This window comes from Bdellovibrionales bacterium (genome assembly GCA_018266295.1).
Classification (GTDB): domain Bacteria; phylum Bdellovibrionota; class Bdellovibrionia; order Bdellovibrionales; family Bdellovibrionaceae; genus JACMRP01.
In genome coordinates this window covers 161750-177729 of the sequence record JAFEAQ010000015.1, presented here as the reverse complement: position 1 = coordinate 177729, position 15980 = coordinate 161750, and the positions used below count along the sequence as shown (strand labels likewise).

Sequence of the window (15980 nt, the reverse complement as noted above, 5' to 3'; positions counted from 1 at the left end):
GGTGTCGTACTTCAAGGACTTGGGTTGCTATTTATTCGGTCTCATCCGGAAGAGGCTCAATGAGGGGCCTAATTCTAGGCTCTTTGAGCTGCGCTGCTCTTTTGTGGGACTCTTGATGGTGGTGGTCTATTTGGAATTAGTGTCTATTGCGTTGGCAGCCGGATGGCGGAAATTGCGCTTGTCTCATTTTGAGATAGCCTAAACAGGTTTAGTGGATCTCGGGTGCTGCTTCCGTGGCAACAGCCTTGCTCTTAAGACCTTCGATATTAAAAATATTTGGAGGTTCTATGAAATCCCCTAAGCAAATTCTTTTGGCTCCTTTAATGGTTTTTATGAACATCCATCCGGCAATGGCGGCTCTTTCCGGTGATGTAACCCAGTTTAAATCACCTAACGGTGTCACCGAGTCTTGTATTGCCTTAACGAAATTGCCTCTTGGTAAATACTCAGACGGGGACATTCAAAAGGAAAAAGAGTTTTGCTCTCTGAACTTCTATAATAACTCCGTGGCCCTTTGTCCAAAGACTTGGAGTACAAGCCCTGGTACTATCGTTATGGACAACTCTAAAAGCGGCAAAATGTCGGCTCAGTCCGAAGCTTCAAACTGCGGCAGAGACAGTTCACTGGATTCAATTGCTAAGTTTAAACAAACAATGAACCGCCCGGACACGAGCGGGACTTATTCAAATTCATCGATGCTTTATTATCACTTCTCACGCGCCTTGGATGCAACAGTGGATGTTCCAGTAGCAGTCTACAGGACGATGGATCGCAAAGAACACTATGACCGCGTTTCTACAAAAGCTCATCCGCCAGCAAATGCGAAAATGAATATCGCAGGCTGGAGCCATTTGAAAGATGCCGAAATGAATCCGGCGTCTTACTCACCAACTTCAGATCTTTTCACGGCGGACGGCCAGCTTTATGGCGTTCTTTTAAAAGATAAAGGCGAACGATACGGTGTTGAAGTCAACGGCACACGTGCTAGCGGCTGGGGTAAAGGCCAAAACATGGACTTCCAAAAAACTCCAGGCTTTGCTGCGTTACGCTCGTCTCAAGATATGCCGGCGGCAATTGAAGATGGCATTAACCAAGCTTTCAAAGATCCGGCAATGTCTCGCGGTTTTGCGGGCGTACGTCCTTCAGCAACTCAAGTCACTTTGTGGATGAAAGAGATCAGTGAAATCGTGATTCTTGATTATATTTTCAGCCAGCAAGATCGTATCGGTAACATCGACTATCGCTGGTTCTGGGTTTTCCAAGATGCCAGCGGTAAAGTCCAAACTGCAAAAGTAGACTCTAAAGTAGCCCTTTTAAAGAAAACTACCATTAAACCACCGGCTGAGATCGCTGCTTTCAATCCGGTTCTGGTTCAGAAAACATCTATCGGCGACAACGATGCCGGTGCGATGATTTCTTACGCGAACTTCACGAAGTCGACGGGTATGCTCGAAAGCATTCGTCATATTTCCGCAGACACTTACCGCCGTTTGATAAAATTATCAGACGATTTCGATAAGCAAGGTGCAAACTATCAGGCTTTAGCAAACTACGGTCTTCGTGCGGACTCTTTGAGGCAGACAATCGGCAATACAAAGATGGCGGCGGCAGTCTTGATGAAAGCTTGCCAGGCAGGAACTTTGAAGTTTGACCTCGTCAGCTATAAAGACGCTTACCAGAAAAAGTTCGCGGCAACTCCAGTGAATTGCCAAAATCCATAATCAATATTTGAAATTTTAAACTACAAAGGCTCCGGAAACGGGGCCTTTTTTTATGGGGCGCTCTCAAGCAGCTTCTTGGTGTAGGCGTGCTGTGGATTTGTGAAAAGCTGCTGGCTCGGAGCACGTTCAGCGATTTCGCCGAAATACAAAACCAACGTTTCGTCGGAAATGTGTTTCACCACCGTAAGATCATGGGAGATAAAAATCATACTGAGCTTGAATTCACGTTGCAGTTCTAAAAGCAGATTTAAAACCTGCGCCTGAATAGAAACGTCCAGAGCTGAAACCGGCTCATCTAGAATAAGCAACTTCGGTCGCAGCATCAATGCACGGGCAATTCCTAGACGCTGACGTTGGCCGCCGCTGAACTGATGCGGATAGCGATCAGCAGTTTCAATTAGAAGGCCCACTTTTCTCATCATTTCAAGCGCCCGGGTTTTGGCTTCTTTGACGGAAACCCTCTCAGTCACCAAAATAGGATCAGCAATAATTTCCCAGGCTTTTTTGCGTGGGTTTAAAGATTGATAAGGATCCTGAAAAACCATCTGAATTTCGTGCGGGAAATTTTTCGCAGAAATCTCACGAAGATTCTTGCCGTTAAAGAAAATCTCGCCTTCGCTAAAATCCTCTAAACGGGTTAGCACTTTTGCCAGAGTCGATTTGCCACAGCCGGATTCGCCGACCACGCCAAGAATTTTGTTTTCAGCAAGCTCAAACGAAATGCCTTTAAGAACCTGGTATTCTTCGGTTTTTCCGAGGAGGTTCTTTGTAACATAAGACTTTTTGAGGTTTTTGACCTGTAAAAGACTCATGGGGTCTCCAGTGGATGATGGCAGGCAAACTTTTGTGAAGAGCCCATCAGTTTTGGATCCAGCGTTTTACAAACATCGGTTGCGCGCGAACAGCGTGGATGAAACTGACAGCCCGTAGGACGCGCTCTTAACGACGGCACGACGCCCGGGATAGCATAAAGAGGTTCTTTTGCGAGTCCTTCATGGGCGCTCGGACGCGCTTTTAAAAGGCCAAAGGTGTAGGGATGATGCGGATGCTGAATGACGTCTTCTGTGCGGCCGCTTTCGGCGATTTCTCCGGCATACATCACTTGCACGCGGTGAGAATACTTTCTGACAAGGGCTAAGTCGTGACTCACAAAAATCATCGACATCTTGTTTTCTTTCTGTAAATCCAACAGCAGATCTAAAATCTGTTTTTGAATAGTGACGTCAAGAGCTGTTGTGGGTTCATCCGCGATCAGAAGTTTTGGATGGCAGCTGATCGCCATCGCAATCATCACACGTTGACTCATGCCGCCTGAAAGTTCAAACGGGTAGGATGAAAGTCTTTTCTCAGCATTTGGAATGCCCACGCGTTCAAGCAGTGAAATAGCGCGGCTTCGAGCCACTTCTTTGTTGATATCAAAATGACAGCGAAGGGTTTCGATCATTTGATAGCCGACCTTCAAGCTCGGATTCAAAGCTGTCATCGGGTCTTGAAAGATCATCGAAATCTGCGAACCGCGGATTTTGCGAAGTTCTTTCTGTGAATTCAAATCAAGATTTTTTCCGTTAAAGACGACTTTCTTGGCGCTGATCTTGGCATTTGCGGGAAGAAGTCCCATGAGCGCAAGGTTCGTGACGCTTTTTCCGGAGCCGGATTCACCGACCACGCCAAGGACTTCAGATTCTGCGAGTGAAAAAGAAACAGGGCGGAGAGCTTCGAGAACTCCTGAATCGGTTTTAAATTGCACTGAGAGATCTTCAATTTCCAGCAACAAGTCTCACCTCAGGCACGGTTCTTAAGGCGTGGGTCCAGGGCATCGCGAAGACCGTCGCCAAGAAGGTTAAACGAAAGAACAACAAGCAGAATGCAAATACCCGGAAGATTTACCATCCACGGGGAGCTTTCTAAAAAACTTCGAGCGTCTGAAAGCATCGTGCCCCATTCCGGAGTTGGCGCTTGAGCTCCTAAGCCCAAAAAACCAAGGGCTGCGCAATTTAAAACACCATCGCTAAAACCCAGGCTGCCTTGAACGATGAGGGGAGCGACACAGTTCGGGAGAATTTCTTTAAAAAGAATTCTAAAATGCCCGGCGCCGTACAATCGCGCTGCCTGGACGTATTGTTTGTTTTTCTCTGCGAGAACTTGCGCGCGAATCAAGCGTGTGAAGTTCGGAAGGGCCACAATGGAAACTGCCACAACGGCGTTTACGAGGCCCGGGCCAAGAACAGCTACGATCACGATCGCAAATAGCACAGCGGGAAGTGCCATGATGAAATCCATCACACGTGAAATCACTCTATCAGTCCAGCCGCCGAAATAGCCCGCCATGAGACCTAAGAAAGTCCCAAGACTTGCGGCAAGCACGACCACACTGAGGCCCACCATCAATGAGACACGGGCGCCAAAGAGAATTCGTGTAAAGAGGTCACGGCCGATATCGTCGGTTCCAAAAAGAAAGTAATGGCCGTTGTAATCAGCCCCCGGTGGCAGGCGAAGAGCGCCATCAATGACTTGATCCGGTTGATACGGTGAAAGAAAAGGCGCAAACAGCGCAAGCAAGATAAAAAACAAAATCAGCAAAAGGCCCGCGAAGGCTCCTTTGTTTTTGCGAATGTCGCGGCTGAGTTCGTTTAAAAAATCTTTCATGCTATTTCAACAAGGCGTTTTTAATACGCGGATTTAGGTAAATATAAATCAAATCAACCAACGTATTTGTTAATACAATAATCACAGCAATAATTAATACACCGCCCTGAATAGTCGGGTAATCACGTGAAGTAATGCTTGTGACGATCCACTTTCCAACTCCAGGCCAGCTAAAAATTGTTTCAGTCAGGATCGCGCCCGTAATCACGGTGCCAAAGCAGAGAGCCAGAGTCGTCACAATCGGGATCAAAGCATTGCGAAAAGCGTGCACGAGAATCACGCGTTTCTCAGAAAGACCTTTGGCGCGTGCTGTACGGACAAAGTCTTCGCCTAAAACTTCTAAAAAGCTAGAGCGAGTCATACGTGCCATGACAGCAAGAGGGATTGTTCCTAGCACAATCATCGGCAAGATAAGGTGCTGAACCGCACTCCAGAAAGGTTTAAACCCCTCAGCCTCGCGGACTTCGGAACTTAAAGCATCAATCAAATAGAACCCTGTCTTGACCGGAATATCGTACTCAAGGGCAATGCGGCCTGAAACTGGAGTCCAGCCGAGTTTGACCGAGAAAAACAAAATTAAAACAAGGCCCCACCAAAAGATCGGCATCGAATAGCCGGTCAGAGATGTACCCATCAGAAAATAATCAAAGAAGGTGTTTTTCTTAACGGCCGCAAGAATGCCAAAGGGAATTGAAAATAGAACCGCAAAAATCAAAGCGACAATACTGAGTTCTACTGTTGCAGGGAAATGCTCCTTAAACTCAGTCCATACCGGAGCTTTCGATGTGATTGAGGTCCCGAGGTCGCCAGTGACCACTTGTCCTGCGTAGCTTGCAAACTGACTGACAATGGGTTTATCAAGGCCGAGTTTGGCTTTTGCTTCCGCATAGGCGACGGGATCCAGATTGCGCTCGCCGATCATGAGGAGTACCGGATCCCCCGGCACCAAGCGGATCAGCAGAAAACAAACGAAAGTGATTCCCACAAGAGTGAGAAGCACTTCCATGATTTTTTTGAGCGCAAATAGCAACATCCTAAAACCGATCTACTCGATATTCACCTGATTAAAGATGTCGGCACCCAATGGGTCCATTTTGTAGTTCTTTACACTCTTAGACATCGCACGATGAACAGAGGAGTGATCGAGAGTCACCCAAGGGGCTTCTTCTTTAAAGATCACCTGGGCTTTTTTATACAGATCCGTACGCTTCTTCATGTCCGTTACTTTTTTAGCTTCGGTCACAAGATCATTAAATGGTTTGTTGCACCAACGAGCGTAGTTTGAGCCGGACTCAACGCTTGAACAACCCAGAAGCATATTCAAGAAATTATCCGGGTCGCCGTTATCGCCAGTCCAACCGAATTGGATCAACGTATGTTCGCCAACTTTTGATTTAGACAAGTAAGTCGGCCAGTCGAAAGTAACGAGTTTGATTTTGATGCCCACTTTTGCAAGATCGGCTTGCATGAGTTCGCCCATCTTTTTGCCGTTCGGGTTGTAAGGGCGGGAAACGGGCATCGTCCACATTTCAGTTTCAAAGCCGTTTGGGTAGCCGGCTTTCTTCAAAAGCTCTTTTGCCTTTTCAGGATTGTATTCATAGTCCTTCACCGCATCGTTATAAGACCAGATTGTCGGTGGGATTGGATTTTTAGCAATCGTTGCGTTTCCGAGGAAGATCGCATCGATGTACGCTTTACGGTTTAAAGCATAGTTCACGGCCTGACGAACCATCACATTATCAAACGGCTTTTTTGTAACATTCATTGCAAGATAAGCAACATTGAGCCCCGGAGCATTGATCACGCTGACTTTTGTATCGTTCTTTAAAGCTTCGAGGTCTGAAGGAGCCGGTTCTGTGATAAACTGGCATTCGCCGGTTTTCAATTTCTGTGCACGCACATTGGCGTCCGGAGTGATCGCAAAAATAAGTTTTTCGATATTGCCTTTTTTACCCCAGTAATTCTCAAACGCCGTGTACTTAATAGAGCTGCCTTTTGCATAAGATTGCATCACAAAAGGTCCCGTGCCCACAGGAACAAGATCGATGTCCGCTTGCTTACCTTGAGCTGTCAGTTGATCGGCGTATTCTTTTGAAAGGATGCTCATGAACGGCATTGCCATATTTGCAATGAAAGGAGCTTCCGCGTAGTTCAAAGTGATTTCTACAGTCATTGGATCAATAGCCTTGATCGACTTAATGACTTTACCCATGTCCATACCTTCGAAGTACTCGTAAGTACCGCCGCCGACATTGTGGTAAGGGTGATCTTTCTTCCACATTCTCTCGTAAGAGAAGATCACATCCTCAGCGTTGAATTCACGCTTTGGCGTAAAATTCTTTGTCGTGTGAAATTTCACACCTTTGCGAAGTTTAAAAGTGTAAGTGAGTTTGTCTTTAGAGATGGTGTAAGATTCAGCGAGGGCTGGGACGACTTTTGTTGTGCCCAATTCGAATTCAACAAGGCCGTTGTAAATAGGGTGCATGGTATTGAGCGAAGTTCCATCAGCCACCAATTGGGGGTTAAAAGAACTTGGACTGCCTTCAGAGCAGTACACGAAAGTTTTGCCTTCACTTTTTGCCGCAAAAGAAGCGCTGCCTGCGAAAAGAGCCGCCGTCATAAGCACACTCAATGTCACCAATCGTTTCATGAATCCTCCATGGGGTTCTATTTTTCTGAAACGATTGTTAAATGAACTTAACAATATTGCTAGAAAGAAATTGTATATCACGTGTCAAGAAAGGCGCTAATCAAGACTCTCGCCAGGCTCTAAGAAGCGCCATTTTCCCTCAGGAAGATGGCCGAGCATGAGTTTTCCGACTCGAACGCGTTTCAAGCCGCGAACTTTGAGTCCCACAGCTTCGCACATGCGGCGGATTTGACGTTTTTTTCCCTCTGTCAGGACAAATCGTAACTGGTCTGCGTTCACCCACTCAACAATAGCAGGGCGGAGCGGTTTTCCATCAAGTTCCAGTCCAAAGCGAAGAAGTTCCAGTTTTTCTTTTGGCAGTCTGCCTTCAACGCGCACGAGGTACTCTTTATCGATCTCGCTGTTTTCACCTATGATCTGTTTTGCGATGCGACCGTCTTGGGTGAAAATCAACAAGCCCTGAGAATCAATATCCAGGCGGCCTGCAACCGCAAGACCCTCGAAGGATTCCTTCGTGAGTTTTTGCTTGCTTGCGCCGAATTGGTTTTCAGGCGTGATCAGCTTGATCGCAGGAGTGTACTGAGGCTCTGGCTGGGCTGAGACATAACCGATCGGTTTATTTAAAATGATCGTGGCAAGATTTTTCTGATTTTTAAGTGCTTTTGCATCCAAAGTAATCCGCGCGTTTGGAGAAACCTTCGTACCAAGAACGTCGACTTTCACGCCATCGACCATGACGAGGCCTTCAGCGATGTAAGTATCGGCCTCACGACGCGAGCAAAGGCCTTTTTCAGCCATCAACTTAGACAATCGGACTTTGTTTTCGTCATTACTCACGGTCGGATCTCCACCCACAAATCGTTCATCTCATAGAGCTTTATATAGGAAATCTGCTCCCCTGGGGAGCGCTCTTGAAGTTTTTTTAGGAGATAAAGGGCGATATTTTCGGTCGTTGGGACGAGATCCTTGAACTCCGGAATGACAAAGTTGAGATGCTGGTGATCCAAAAGGTCCGTTGTCGCTCTAACGGCCTTCATCAGCTCTTCGCGAGGAGTTTTTGGCTCGGTAAAGCCGACCTCAAAGCGGTAATTGTGGCCATGGCCATGCTCGGTAAAGCATTTGCCAAAGCAGGCCTTGTTTTCGGCTTCAGACCAGGCTTTTTGGTGATAAAGGTGAGCCGCTGCGAAGCCTTCGCTCAAAATCAGGGCCTTCGTCATTGCAGATTGATCCCGCCATCAACGGCCAGAACCGCCCCTGTCGTCCATGAAGAAAGGTCCGAGCCCAGGAAGTAGATGCTCTTTGCGATATCTTCCGGCGTGCCGATGCGGCCAAGAGGCTGAAGCTTTGCCATCTCTGCCAGACGATGCTGCTTTTGCAGATCTTCAAGACTATGAAAGGCATGAATCGGTGTATCGACAATTCCAGGAGAGATGCAATTGACACGAACACCGTAGGCACCTGCTTCTTGCGCCAGGCTCAGGGTCCAATTGATCATTGCGGCTTTCAAAGCAGAGTACGCACCTGTATTCGAAGAAGGTCTCATTCCGAGAGTTGAAGACACATTGACGATGGAGCCCTTCTGATGCTTTTTGAAATAAGGAATCAAAAGTCGGGTCAGACGAACAGGGCCGAGCAGATTGGCTTTGTACATGCGGTCCCAGATTTCGTCCGAGCCTTCTTCCATGCTGTGAGTTTGGAAAATGCCAGCGTTATTCACGAGCACTTCCATGCGATAAATTGGATTTTCGTAAATCTCATGCACGCGCTTTTCAACCGCCTTCGGATCTGTGAGATCACAAGACAGCAAGCAAGCGCCGGCAGGGCATTGCAGAGCCGTTTCTTCGAGGCGTTCCTTGTTGCGTCCCATGAGGTAGACAAAATAGCCTTGGCGGGCAAATTCAAGCGCAGTGGCTTGGCCGATACCGGAGCTGGCGCCTGTGATGAGAGCTGCTTTTTTCATAGGAGAACCTCACTAAAGTCTAGAGAGGGTCATGTTAGCAGGGGAAAGTGCCGATGAGAAGTCATGTCTATCGAAGAAGCTTTAAAAATCAGCCTCAAATACTTCATTTTCGGCTTTATTTTCTTCATGGCCTTCTGGGGCACTATCTAGCACCCCATATCAATTTCAATTTTAGTTTAAGCCGACAGAAATTTTATCTGGATCAAGTCCCTGGAGAATGCCTAAGAGCTGACCGATGTTCTTTTTTGCAGAACCTTCATTGGCAAGACGCAAGCGCACCATGCCCATAGCCGCATCACTAAAAGTCGCCGTGTGGGCTGCGGAAACGTCTTGAGTCCAAACAACGGTGTTTTTAACTTTATCAACAAGGATGTACTTCACAGTCGTTGTGACGGTCATATCCAAACCAAACAGCGGCTGATCAATACGCATCAAATTCGCTTTCAAAACATAACGGGTGTTTTCACCAGAAGCCGCAAAGCCCGCATTCTTCAAAGACTCACGAAGGGCCTCTTTGAAATCATTGCCGGAAATCTGTGAAGTCCACATCGGGTTCGTCTCGTTTCCACCATACACATCCCCGAGCTGCACAGTATTCTGCATCTTCTGGCTCGAGGGCTTCGTCCCAGAATACTCCGTATTAATCATCCCAGAAACCGTCGCCGAAGAAGCACAAGCATTCAATAAAAGCGCCGAAGCGCAAACCAAAACAATCTTAGAAAAAGTAGAATTCACAATTCTCTCCTATGTATACCTAAAAAATAAGAGGTGAGTGTAGAAGGGTCAATCTGCAATTAGTTTACATAGTAAATCAGGACGAAAAAAAGCCCTTCATCTTGAAGGGCTATAACGGAAATGGGAATCGCAAGGGTTCAAAAGTTTCAGGAACAGTAAAACCTTATGCGGCTCTTTTCGCCTTCATAAAGTGGTAGTGCTTTTTCTCGAAGTCAGCAGCTTTCGCGCCTTCTTTAGTGAGGAGACCGGCTTTAAACCATTCAAAGTGCTCCATGCAGAAACCCGCTTTTTCAGGCTTCTTGTTGCAGCCTTCGCCGCAGCACTTCGTTGGGCCGAGTTGGATCACGTTATTAGGAACTTGTTTTTCAGTCTTTTTAGTTTCAGACATTTGGAAATTCTCCCCTATTGTGTTCGTACCCTGTCGTCTCAGGACTGGATGTTAGACTTATCGGCCTTGATCTAGAAAAGTTGAGACAAAAGTTTTGGGGATGAATGTCTTATAGCGGGAAAATGGGTCTAGTTTTAAACCCATTTTGTTTCAGTCTGAGACGTTGAGGCGTTCTAATCGGCAGATAAATCTGCAAGATCGAGTTGGTTCATGGAGTTGACCTTCCAGCCATGGAAAGTCTTTTTCGCCATCATCGCGAAGTGAATTTCGCCAAGAGGAATCACGAGGTAACGATCCATCAAATAGTGAATGCCCTCCGTGCAGATCTTGCGCTGATCCTCAGGCTTTGTAGATTCACCGAGTTTTTTTAAGATCGCTTGATACTCAGGGTCTTTCATCTGGATGTAGTTCTCAGGACTCCAGTCCGCAAAGGTCTCAAGCGTTGCTAAACAGGTGGGGCGGTCCGGGGCGACACCTTTACGGAAAAGTGCCGGCGGATTGCTTTGCAGTTCGTTCAAGTAGACTTTGTTTTCACGAAGTACGAGCTGCACCTTAAGGCCGAGGTTCTTTTGCCACTGTGCCTGCATCCACTCGGTCGCGCGGCGATGATCTTCACCACCCAAAGCGGAGTACATGAGCTTCATATCAGCGGGAACTTTTTTGTCTTCGCTAAAAGCCTTCTTCGCTTTTTGCGCATCGAGTTTGTAACATAACTCTTCTGTCATCCAAGCGCTCGGAATTCCCGGACAACCCGGAACTCCTTCTGAAGAAAAGATTTTCTGCAGTTCAGGGTAATTAAGAGAAAGAGCAATGGCTTCGCGGATTTTTGGATGGTCTTTCAATGAAGGACCAAAGCCAATGTAGTCAAAGCGAATCACCGGAATCCAATAGAAGTCCGGACGCGATTTAAATTTTGGAATATAAAGAGTCGGCAGGCGGCGCAGGAAACTGAGCTCGTTTTTCTCATAAAGCTGAAGGGCGACGCTGTCTTCGTTGATAAAAAGAATTTCAACGAGCGGGCGCTTGTTAAAATTTCCCAGCTTGTAATTGGTATTATTAATAAGTTGAATTTTTTGTCCAGGCAGCCAATCGGCCATTTTATAAGGACCATTGACAATCAATTCAGAAACTTTTTGCCCGGGCTTTAGAATATTCTTCACCGGCGCAATTAAGAAGCTCGCAAGATTGTATTCAAAGTCAGGATCTTTTTCTTCAAACTCAAAACGCAAAGTCGTCGCATCAGGAGCGGTGATGCCAAGGGTCTCCATTTTTTTTTGGCCCTTGTAAATCGCCGGCGCGTTTTTAATTTTGAAAAGCATGTCCGCGCGAGGAGCGGCGTTTTTCGGATCAAGAACTCGTTGATAGCCTTTAATAAAGTCGGCAGAAGTCAATGCACTGCCGTCACTCCATATAAGCCCCTTTTTAAGCTTACAAATAAGAACCAAAGGTCCATCGCGTTTGCAGCTCTCGCCGAGATCCGGAACGAGGCCCTGCTTATTGTCGTAGAAGAAAATATTGCGATAGAGATTTTGCAGAAGATAGCTGGAGGCTGAAGACTTCTGCTGATGAGGATCGAGTTGGCTTGGCTCGTTGGACAGATGCAGTTTGAAAGTCGGGGCGGGAGTTTCTCCCGCGCCAAAACCCAGCGAACCGAAAAGGACTACTAAAACCAGGCTAACAAGATTCTTCAAAGGGAACTCCTTACTTATCGAGCTCCATTTTGGCAATCGTTTGCAATTGCATGTTTGTCGTTCCTTCATAGATCTGACCGATCTTTGCATCACGCCAGAACTTCTCAACTGGATATTCTTTTGTGAAGCCGTTACCGCCGAACAAGTCCACCGCCGTCGATGTGATGTTGCAAGCAGCACGTGAAGAGAACAATTTCGCCATTGCGGCCGCTTCGATGAAATCTTGGCCGGCATCTTTCAAGCGAGCAGCATTGTAAACCATCAAACGAGCGGCTTCGAGTTCCGTGCGCATTTCAGCCAATTGGAACTGAACGCCTTGGAATTGAGCGATGGATTTGCCGAATTGTTCGCGAGATTTAATATAATTTAACGTCGCCTCGTAAGCACCTTGAGCGATCCCCACCATTTGCGCGCCGATTCCGATGCGCCCTTCGTTCAATGTCTCAATCGCAATTTTGTAACCTTTGCCGACTTCGCCAAGAACGTTTTCAACCGGCACTTCGCAGTTATCAAAGAGCAATTCGCAAGTTGAGCTTGCGCGGATGCCGAGTTTGTCTTCTTTTTTACCAACCGAGAAACCTTTGAAGGACTTCTCAACAACAAACGCCGTGATACCTTTGTAGCCTTTGCCGAAATCAACGTTCGCAAAGCAGATGAACACGTTGGCTTCTTTGCCGTTCGTGATCCAAAGTTTTGAACCATTCAAAACATATTTGTCGCCTTTAAGTTCAGCTTTTAATTTCAATGCAAATGCATCAGAACCTGAAGAGCTTTCAGACAAAGCGTAAGCGCCGACCCATTCAGAAGCCATCTTTGGCAAGTACTTCGCTTGGAGTTTTTCATTCCCCCATTTAAGAAACGCGTTGGTTACCAAAGTATTTTGCACATCCAAAAGAACGCTGACAGAACCGTCCACACGGCCAAGCTCTTCAACCGCTAAGCAGGCCATTGTGAAAGTGGAGCCGGCGCCGCCGTATTTTTCAGGAGTCTCAATGCCCATCAAACCCATCTCGAAAAGCTTCTTAACGATCGCCGGATCCATTTCGGCTTTTTCGTCCATGTGAGTAACATGGGGTTTGATTTCAGATTCAGCAAAGCTACGAACAGCTTCGCGGAAAGCCATTTCGTCTTCAGAGAGAATCGTCAGCGCAGGACGGGCATCAACAGAATTAGACATCATAAACTCCTTCAAATTGTGATAAAAAAGCCCCTAAAAACTATCTGCAAGCTTCGTCGTAAGCAACCGGAATTAAGCGCAGAAACTCGAAGCACATTGCGCGTCATCGGGTGCATGATCTTTGGGCACGCAGCCAACTGTTTCTAGACAAGTGTCTAGGTGTTGGGTAGCGTAAAAGGATACGTAAGGCCGGAGGCCTGAAGTTCGACTGTAAGTCGATTGAGGAAAATACTATGGACCTGATGGAAATCGGTGCAAAGGTTGGCGTTTATTACATTCCGTTTTTGTTCGCACTTTGCTTTCACGAGTTCGCTCATGGATGGGTGGCAAAACTCCGTGGCGATAATACTGCACAAATTATGGGCCGTTTGACGATGAACCCGGTAGCCCACATGGATATGCTCGGCACTTTGATTTTGCCTCTGATGTCGATCATCTTCGCCACTCCCATCTTTTTTGGTTGGGCGAAACCTGTTCCCGTGAATGCCCGAAATTTGAAAGATGCGAAAAAAGACATGTTCTGGGTGGCGCTTGCAGGGCCCCTTTCGAATATTTTCCTCGCCCTCGTCGGAGCTTTGGTGATCGCCATTACGGCGCGTTACTTCCTCGTTTCAGACGTGGTGATGTCGTTCCTGAAAATCGTAAAGGTCTTCATCACGACGAATCTGTTTCTTGCGATTTTCAATTTGATTCCGCTCAACCCTTTGGATGGCGGTAAGGTGCTTGCGCGCTTTTTGCCAGCGCAACTTAACTACAAACTTGAACAAAACGAGCACATCACGAGCATGATTTTGATGGCACTGATTCTGACGGGAGCATTGCATGTGCTCGCGATCCCGGTTTACTGGGGGCAGGATCTTTTAATGAAGACGGCCCTGGGTGGAATGCTATGAGTGAAAACGAACAACCGCAGCAGCCTGTAAAACCACCACGCCGTCAACGCGTGATGAGCGGAATTCGAGTCACCGGTCCTTTGCATATCGGAAACTACTGGGGGGCCCTCAGTAACTTCGTGAAACTTCAAAACGAAGGCACCTACGATTGCTTCTTTGGCGCGATGGACTGGCATGGAATGACCACGGCCTACAGAACGACGAATGAAGTCACGCCATGGACCCGCGAGATGATCGCAGAGTTTATTGCTTGGGGTCTTGATCCTGAGAAATCAACAATCTTTGTTCAAAGCAAGGTTCCAGAGCATATCGAACTCTTTATGATTCTTGCGAACCTGACTCCGATGGGTTGGCTAGAGCGCGTTACAACTTGGAAAGACGCCGAGGAAGAGGCGAAGGCCAATGACACCCATAACTTGGGTCGTTTTGCTTATCCTGTTTTGCAAACGGCAGATATTTTGATTTACCGCGGCGAAAAAGTACCGATTGGAAAAGACCAGACGGCGCATTTGGAAATTTCCCGCGAAATCATCCGCCGCTTTAATCATATATATAAGGCAAAGCTCCCTGAGCCGACGCCACTCTTCACGGAAACTCCGACATTGCCGGGGCTTGACGGCCGCAAGATGTCTAAGTCTTACGGGAACACTCTTTATCTGACAGAGGACGAGAAGAGTCTGAAGAAAAAAGTAAACATGATGGTGACGGATCCTCAGCGTGTTCGCCGCGAGGACACGGGAAATCCGGAAGTGTGTTCAGTGTATGGGTATCATAAACTTTACTCCACTGCTGAAGACTTAAGCTGGGTGGAGCAAGGGTGCCGTACAGCGGGCATTGGTTGCGGCGATTGCAAAGCTAAATTATTCAGCAATATCGACGCCCTAACAAAAGAACCTCGAGAAAAGAAAAAAGAATTGTTGAATAATCCGAAACTGCTTGATTCAATCATCGACGCTGGTTGTGAAAAAGCTCGTAAAGAGGCGCAAAAGACACTGGGCATCGTGCGCTCTCAAATGAAGTGGTAAACAGACAGCTAGGGGGAATATCGTTCAATGAGTATTAATATTCAGCTGCCAAAATTCGAAGGTCCATTAGGTCTTCTTCTTTACCTTATCCGTAAAGAAGACATGGATATTATGGATATCAATATCCAAGATATCACGAAGCAGTATTTTGAATATATTAAGCTCATGAAGGAGTTGGATCTTGAAGTGGCCGGCGAGTTCGTCGCCATGGCGTCGACTTTGATCCATATCAAGTCCCGCATGCTCCTTCCGCAGTACGATGAAAACGGCGAGATCGTTGAAACTGAAGATCCACGTAAAGAGCTCGTGCAAAAACTTCTTGAGTATCAAAAATACCAAGAGGCCGCAAAAATGCTTTATGACCGCCCTTTGATGGGACGTGATATTTGGGCGCGCGGTGTGCGTGAGACCTTGGCTCCGAAAGAAGATGAAATCATTCTTGAAGAGAACGCTTTGTTCTCATTGATTGCGACTTACCGCAAAGTTGTTAAGACAGCGAAAAAGAAAATCCACCAAGTCACAGCCAAAGCTCAGTCGATCTCTAGCCGTATCTTGGAAATCAAAGATCGTCTTTTTGTCGGTCAAAAAGTCATTATGATGGACCTTGTGACAGCGACGGAAGACCGTGCTCGTCAAGCGCTCATCACGTTCTTGTCCGTTTTAGAACTTGGTAAAATGGGATTTGTTTCTTTGTTCCAAACCGAAGCTTACTCTGACATTTATGTCGAAGCGAGAAAGCCGGTTGAGGGCGACGTTCTTTCCAGTGTGGAAGAGTACGGCGCCGTGAATGCGGACGCAGCCGCTGAAAGCCTGTTTGCGAAATCCGAAAAAGAAGCGGCAGAAGCTGCGGCAGCGGACGAAGAGTTCGTTTTGACCGACGCTGAAGACAATGATCAACAAATGGTATTAACTCCAGTTTCTGCAGATGACATGAGTGTTGCTCAAGTCGAAATTACCGACGATATGGCGAGCGACGAAGAGCTTTTGGCTGCAGAAGAAGAACTTTTTAAAGACGACATTTCGAATGATGGCAACGTAGAGGGGGGAACTCTTGGCTAAGAAGAAGAAAGTGAAAGATCTGGCGCAAGAGGCTT

The 15980-nt window shown here is 46.9% G+C and carries 16 protein-coding genes; 4 read left to right on the top strand and 12 right to left on the bottom strand.

The genetic code is table 11. The features are described from left to right. Nucleotides 1-287: 287 nt before the first annotated feature. Nucleotides 288-1721 carry a hypothetical protein gene (locus tag JSU04_16830; GenBank protein MBS1971978.1) on the top strand — a complete coding sequence of 478 codons (1434 nt, stop codon included), beginning with the start codon at nt 288-290 and terminating at the stop codon, nt 1719-1721. 50 nt (nt 1722-1771) lie between these two features. Here the strand turns inward: JSU04_16830 and JSU04_16825 are convergent, their stop codons facing one another. The 12 genes from JSU04_16825 to JSU04_16770 form a co-directional block, all read right to left on the bottom strand. Then, nucleotides 1772-2533 (bottom strand): ATP-binding cassette domain-containing protein, encoded by a 762-nt coding sequence (locus tag JSU04_16825; GenBank protein MBS1971977.1) that lies wholly within the window; start codon nt 2531-2533, stop codon nt 1772-1774. Beyond that, a complete protein-coding gene (locus JSU04_16820) occupies nt 2530-3495 on the bottom strand; it encodes an ABC transporter ATP-binding protein (GenBank protein ID MBS1971976.1) in 966 nt (321 codons plus the stop codon). The genes JSU04_16825 and JSU04_16820 overlap by 4 nt, the downstream gene beginning before the upstream one ends. A gap of 8 nt (nt 3496-3503) precedes the next feature. Then, nucleotides 3504-4367: an ABC transporter permease gene (locus tag JSU04_16815; GenBank protein ID MBS1971975.1), complete on the bottom strand. Its 864-nt coding sequence runs from the start codon at nt 4365-4367 to the stop codon at nt 3504-3506. 1 nt (nt 4368) lies between these two features. Beyond that, nucleotides 4369-5400, bottom strand: a complete 1032-nt coding sequence (locus JSU04_16810) for an ABC transporter permease subunit (GenBank protein MBS1971974.1) — start codon at nt 5398-5400, stop codon at nt 4369-4371. A 12-nt stretch (nt 5401-5412) separates the two neighbouring features. Next, the gene (locus JSU04_16805; GenBank protein MBS1971973.1) at nt 5413-7017 is read right to left on the bottom strand and encodes an ABC transporter substrate-binding protein; all 1605 of its coding nucleotides are present in this window, start codon (nt 7015-7017) and stop codon (nt 5413-5415) included. Nucleotides 7018-7113: 96 nt separating this feature from the next. Next, nucleotides 7114-7815, bottom strand: coding sequence for an rRNA pseudouridine synthase (locus JSU04_16800; GenBank protein ID MBS1971972.1), 702 nt, complete (start codon nt 7813-7815; stop codon nt 7114-7116). A gap of 35 nt (nt 7816-7850) precedes the next feature. Continuing rightward, on the bottom strand, nt 7851-8234 hold the full coding sequence (locus JSU04_16795; protein ID MBS1971971.1) for a 6-carboxytetrahydropterin synthase: 384 nt from the start codon (nt 8232-8234) through the stop codon (nt 7851-7853). Then, complete coding sequence (locus tag JSU04_16790; protein MBS1971970.1) at nt 8231-8977, bottom strand: SDR family oxidoreductase; 747 nt, start codon at nt 8975-8977, stop codon at nt 8231-8233. Before JSU04_16790 ends, JSU04_16795 begins: the two co-directional genes overlap by 4 nt. A 171-nt stretch (nt 8978-9148) precedes the next feature. Beyond that, complete coding sequence (locus JSU04_16785; GenBank protein MBS1971969.1) at nt 9149-9712, bottom strand: hypothetical protein; 564 nt, start codon at nt 9710-9712, stop codon at nt 9149-9151. Between the two features lie 163 nt (nt 9713-9875). Beyond that, complete coding sequence (locus JSU04_16780; GenBank protein MBS1971968.1) at nt 9876-10100, bottom strand: hypothetical protein; 225 nt, start codon at nt 10098-10100, stop codon at nt 9876-9878. A gap of 173 nt (nt 10101-10273) precedes the next feature. Next, nucleotides 10274-11860 (bottom strand): peptide ABC transporter substrate-binding protein, encoded by a 1587-nt coding sequence (locus tag JSU04_16775; GenBank protein MBS1971967.1) that lies wholly within the window; start codon nt 11858-11860, stop codon nt 10274-10276. After that, nucleotides 11802-12968 carry an acyl-CoA dehydrogenase gene (locus JSU04_16770; GenBank protein MBS1971966.1) on the bottom strand — a complete coding sequence of 389 codons (1167 nt, stop codon included), beginning with the start codon at nt 12966-12968 and terminating at the stop codon, nt 11802-11804. Before JSU04_16770 ends, JSU04_16775 begins: the two co-directional genes overlap by 59 nt. A 233-nt stretch (nt 12969-13201) precedes the next feature. Here JSU04_16770 and JSU04_16765 point away from each other — a divergent pair, with 233 nt between their 5' ends. The 3 genes from JSU04_16765 to JSU04_16755 are packed head-to-tail and all read left to right on the top strand — an operon-like array spanning nt 13202 to nt 15945. After that, a complete protein-coding gene (locus JSU04_16765) occupies nt 13202-13861 on the top strand; it encodes a site-2 protease family protein (GenBank protein ID MBS1971965.1) in 660 nt (219 codons plus the stop codon). Then, nucleotides 13858-14886 carry a tryptophan--tRNA ligase gene (trpS, locus tag JSU04_16760; protein ID MBS1971964.1) on the top strand — a complete coding sequence of 343 codons (1029 nt, stop codon included), beginning with the start codon at nt 13858-13860 and terminating at the stop codon, nt 14884-14886. The genes JSU04_16765 and trpS overlap by 4 nt, the downstream gene beginning before the upstream one ends. A 27-nt stretch (nt 14887-14913) precedes the next feature. Continuing rightward, nucleotides 14914-15945 (top strand): segregation/condensation protein A, encoded by a 1032-nt coding sequence (locus JSU04_16755; protein MBS1971963.1) that lies wholly within the window; start codon nt 14914-14916, stop codon nt 15943-15945. The last annotated feature ends 35 nt before the right edge of the window (nt 15946-15980 follow it).

Excerpts from the sequence above, each read along its gene's own strand:
- JSU04_16830 (MBS1971978.1), top strand. The coding sequence starts at position 288 with ATGAAATCCCCTAAGCAAATTCTTTTGGCTCCTTTAATGGTTTTTATG.
- JSU04_16825 (MBS1971977.1), bottom strand. The coding sequence starts at position 2,533 with ATGAGTCTTTTACAGGTCAAAAACCTCAAAAAGTCTTATGTTACAAAG.
- JSU04_16815 (MBS1971975.1), bottom strand. The coding sequence starts at position 4,367 with ATGAAAGATTTTTTAAACGAACTCAGCCGCGACATTCGCAAAAACAAA.
- JSU04_16810 (MBS1971974.1), bottom strand. The coding sequence starts at position 5,400 with ATGTTGCTATTTGCGCTCAAAAAAATCATGGAAGTGCTTCTCACTCTT.
- JSU04_16805 (MBS1971973.1), bottom strand. The coding sequence starts at position 7,017 with ATGAAACGATTGGTGACATTGAGTGTGCTTATGACGGCGGCTCTTTTC.
- JSU04_16800 (MBS1971972.1), bottom strand. The coding sequence starts at position 7,815 with ATGGCTGAAAAAGGCCTTTGCTCGCGTCGTGAGGCCGATACTTACATC.
- JSU04_16795 (MBS1971971.1), bottom strand. The coding sequence starts at position 8,234 with ATGACGAAGGCCCTGATTTTGAGCGAAGGCTTCGCAGCGGCTCACCTT.
- JSU04_16790 (MBS1971970.1), bottom strand. The coding sequence starts at position 8,977 with ATGAAAAAAGCAGCTCTCATCACAGGCGCCAGCTCCGGTATCGGCCAA.
- JSU04_16780 (MBS1971968.1), bottom strand. The coding sequence starts at position 10,100 with ATGTCTGAAACTAAAAAGACTGAAAAACAAGTTCCTAATAACGTGATC.
- JSU04_16775 (MBS1971967.1), bottom strand. The coding sequence starts at position 11,860 with ATGAAGGAACGACAAACATGCAATTGCAAACGATTGCCAAAATGGAGC.
- JSU04_16770 (MBS1971966.1), bottom strand. The coding sequence starts at position 12,968 with ATGTCTAATTCTGTTGATGCCCGTCCTGCGCTGACGATTCTCTCTGAA.
- JSU04_16765 (MBS1971965.1), top strand. The coding sequence starts at position 13,202 with ATGGACCTGATGGAAATCGGTGCAAAGGTTGGCGTTTATTACATTCCG.
- trpS (MBS1971964.1), top strand. The coding sequence starts at position 13,858 with ATGAGTGAAAACGAACAACCGCAGCAGCCTGTAAAACCACCACGCCGT.
- JSU04_16755 (MBS1971963.1), top strand. The coding sequence starts at position 14,914 with ATGAGTATTAATATTCAGCTGCCAAAATTCGAAGGTCCATTAGGTCTT.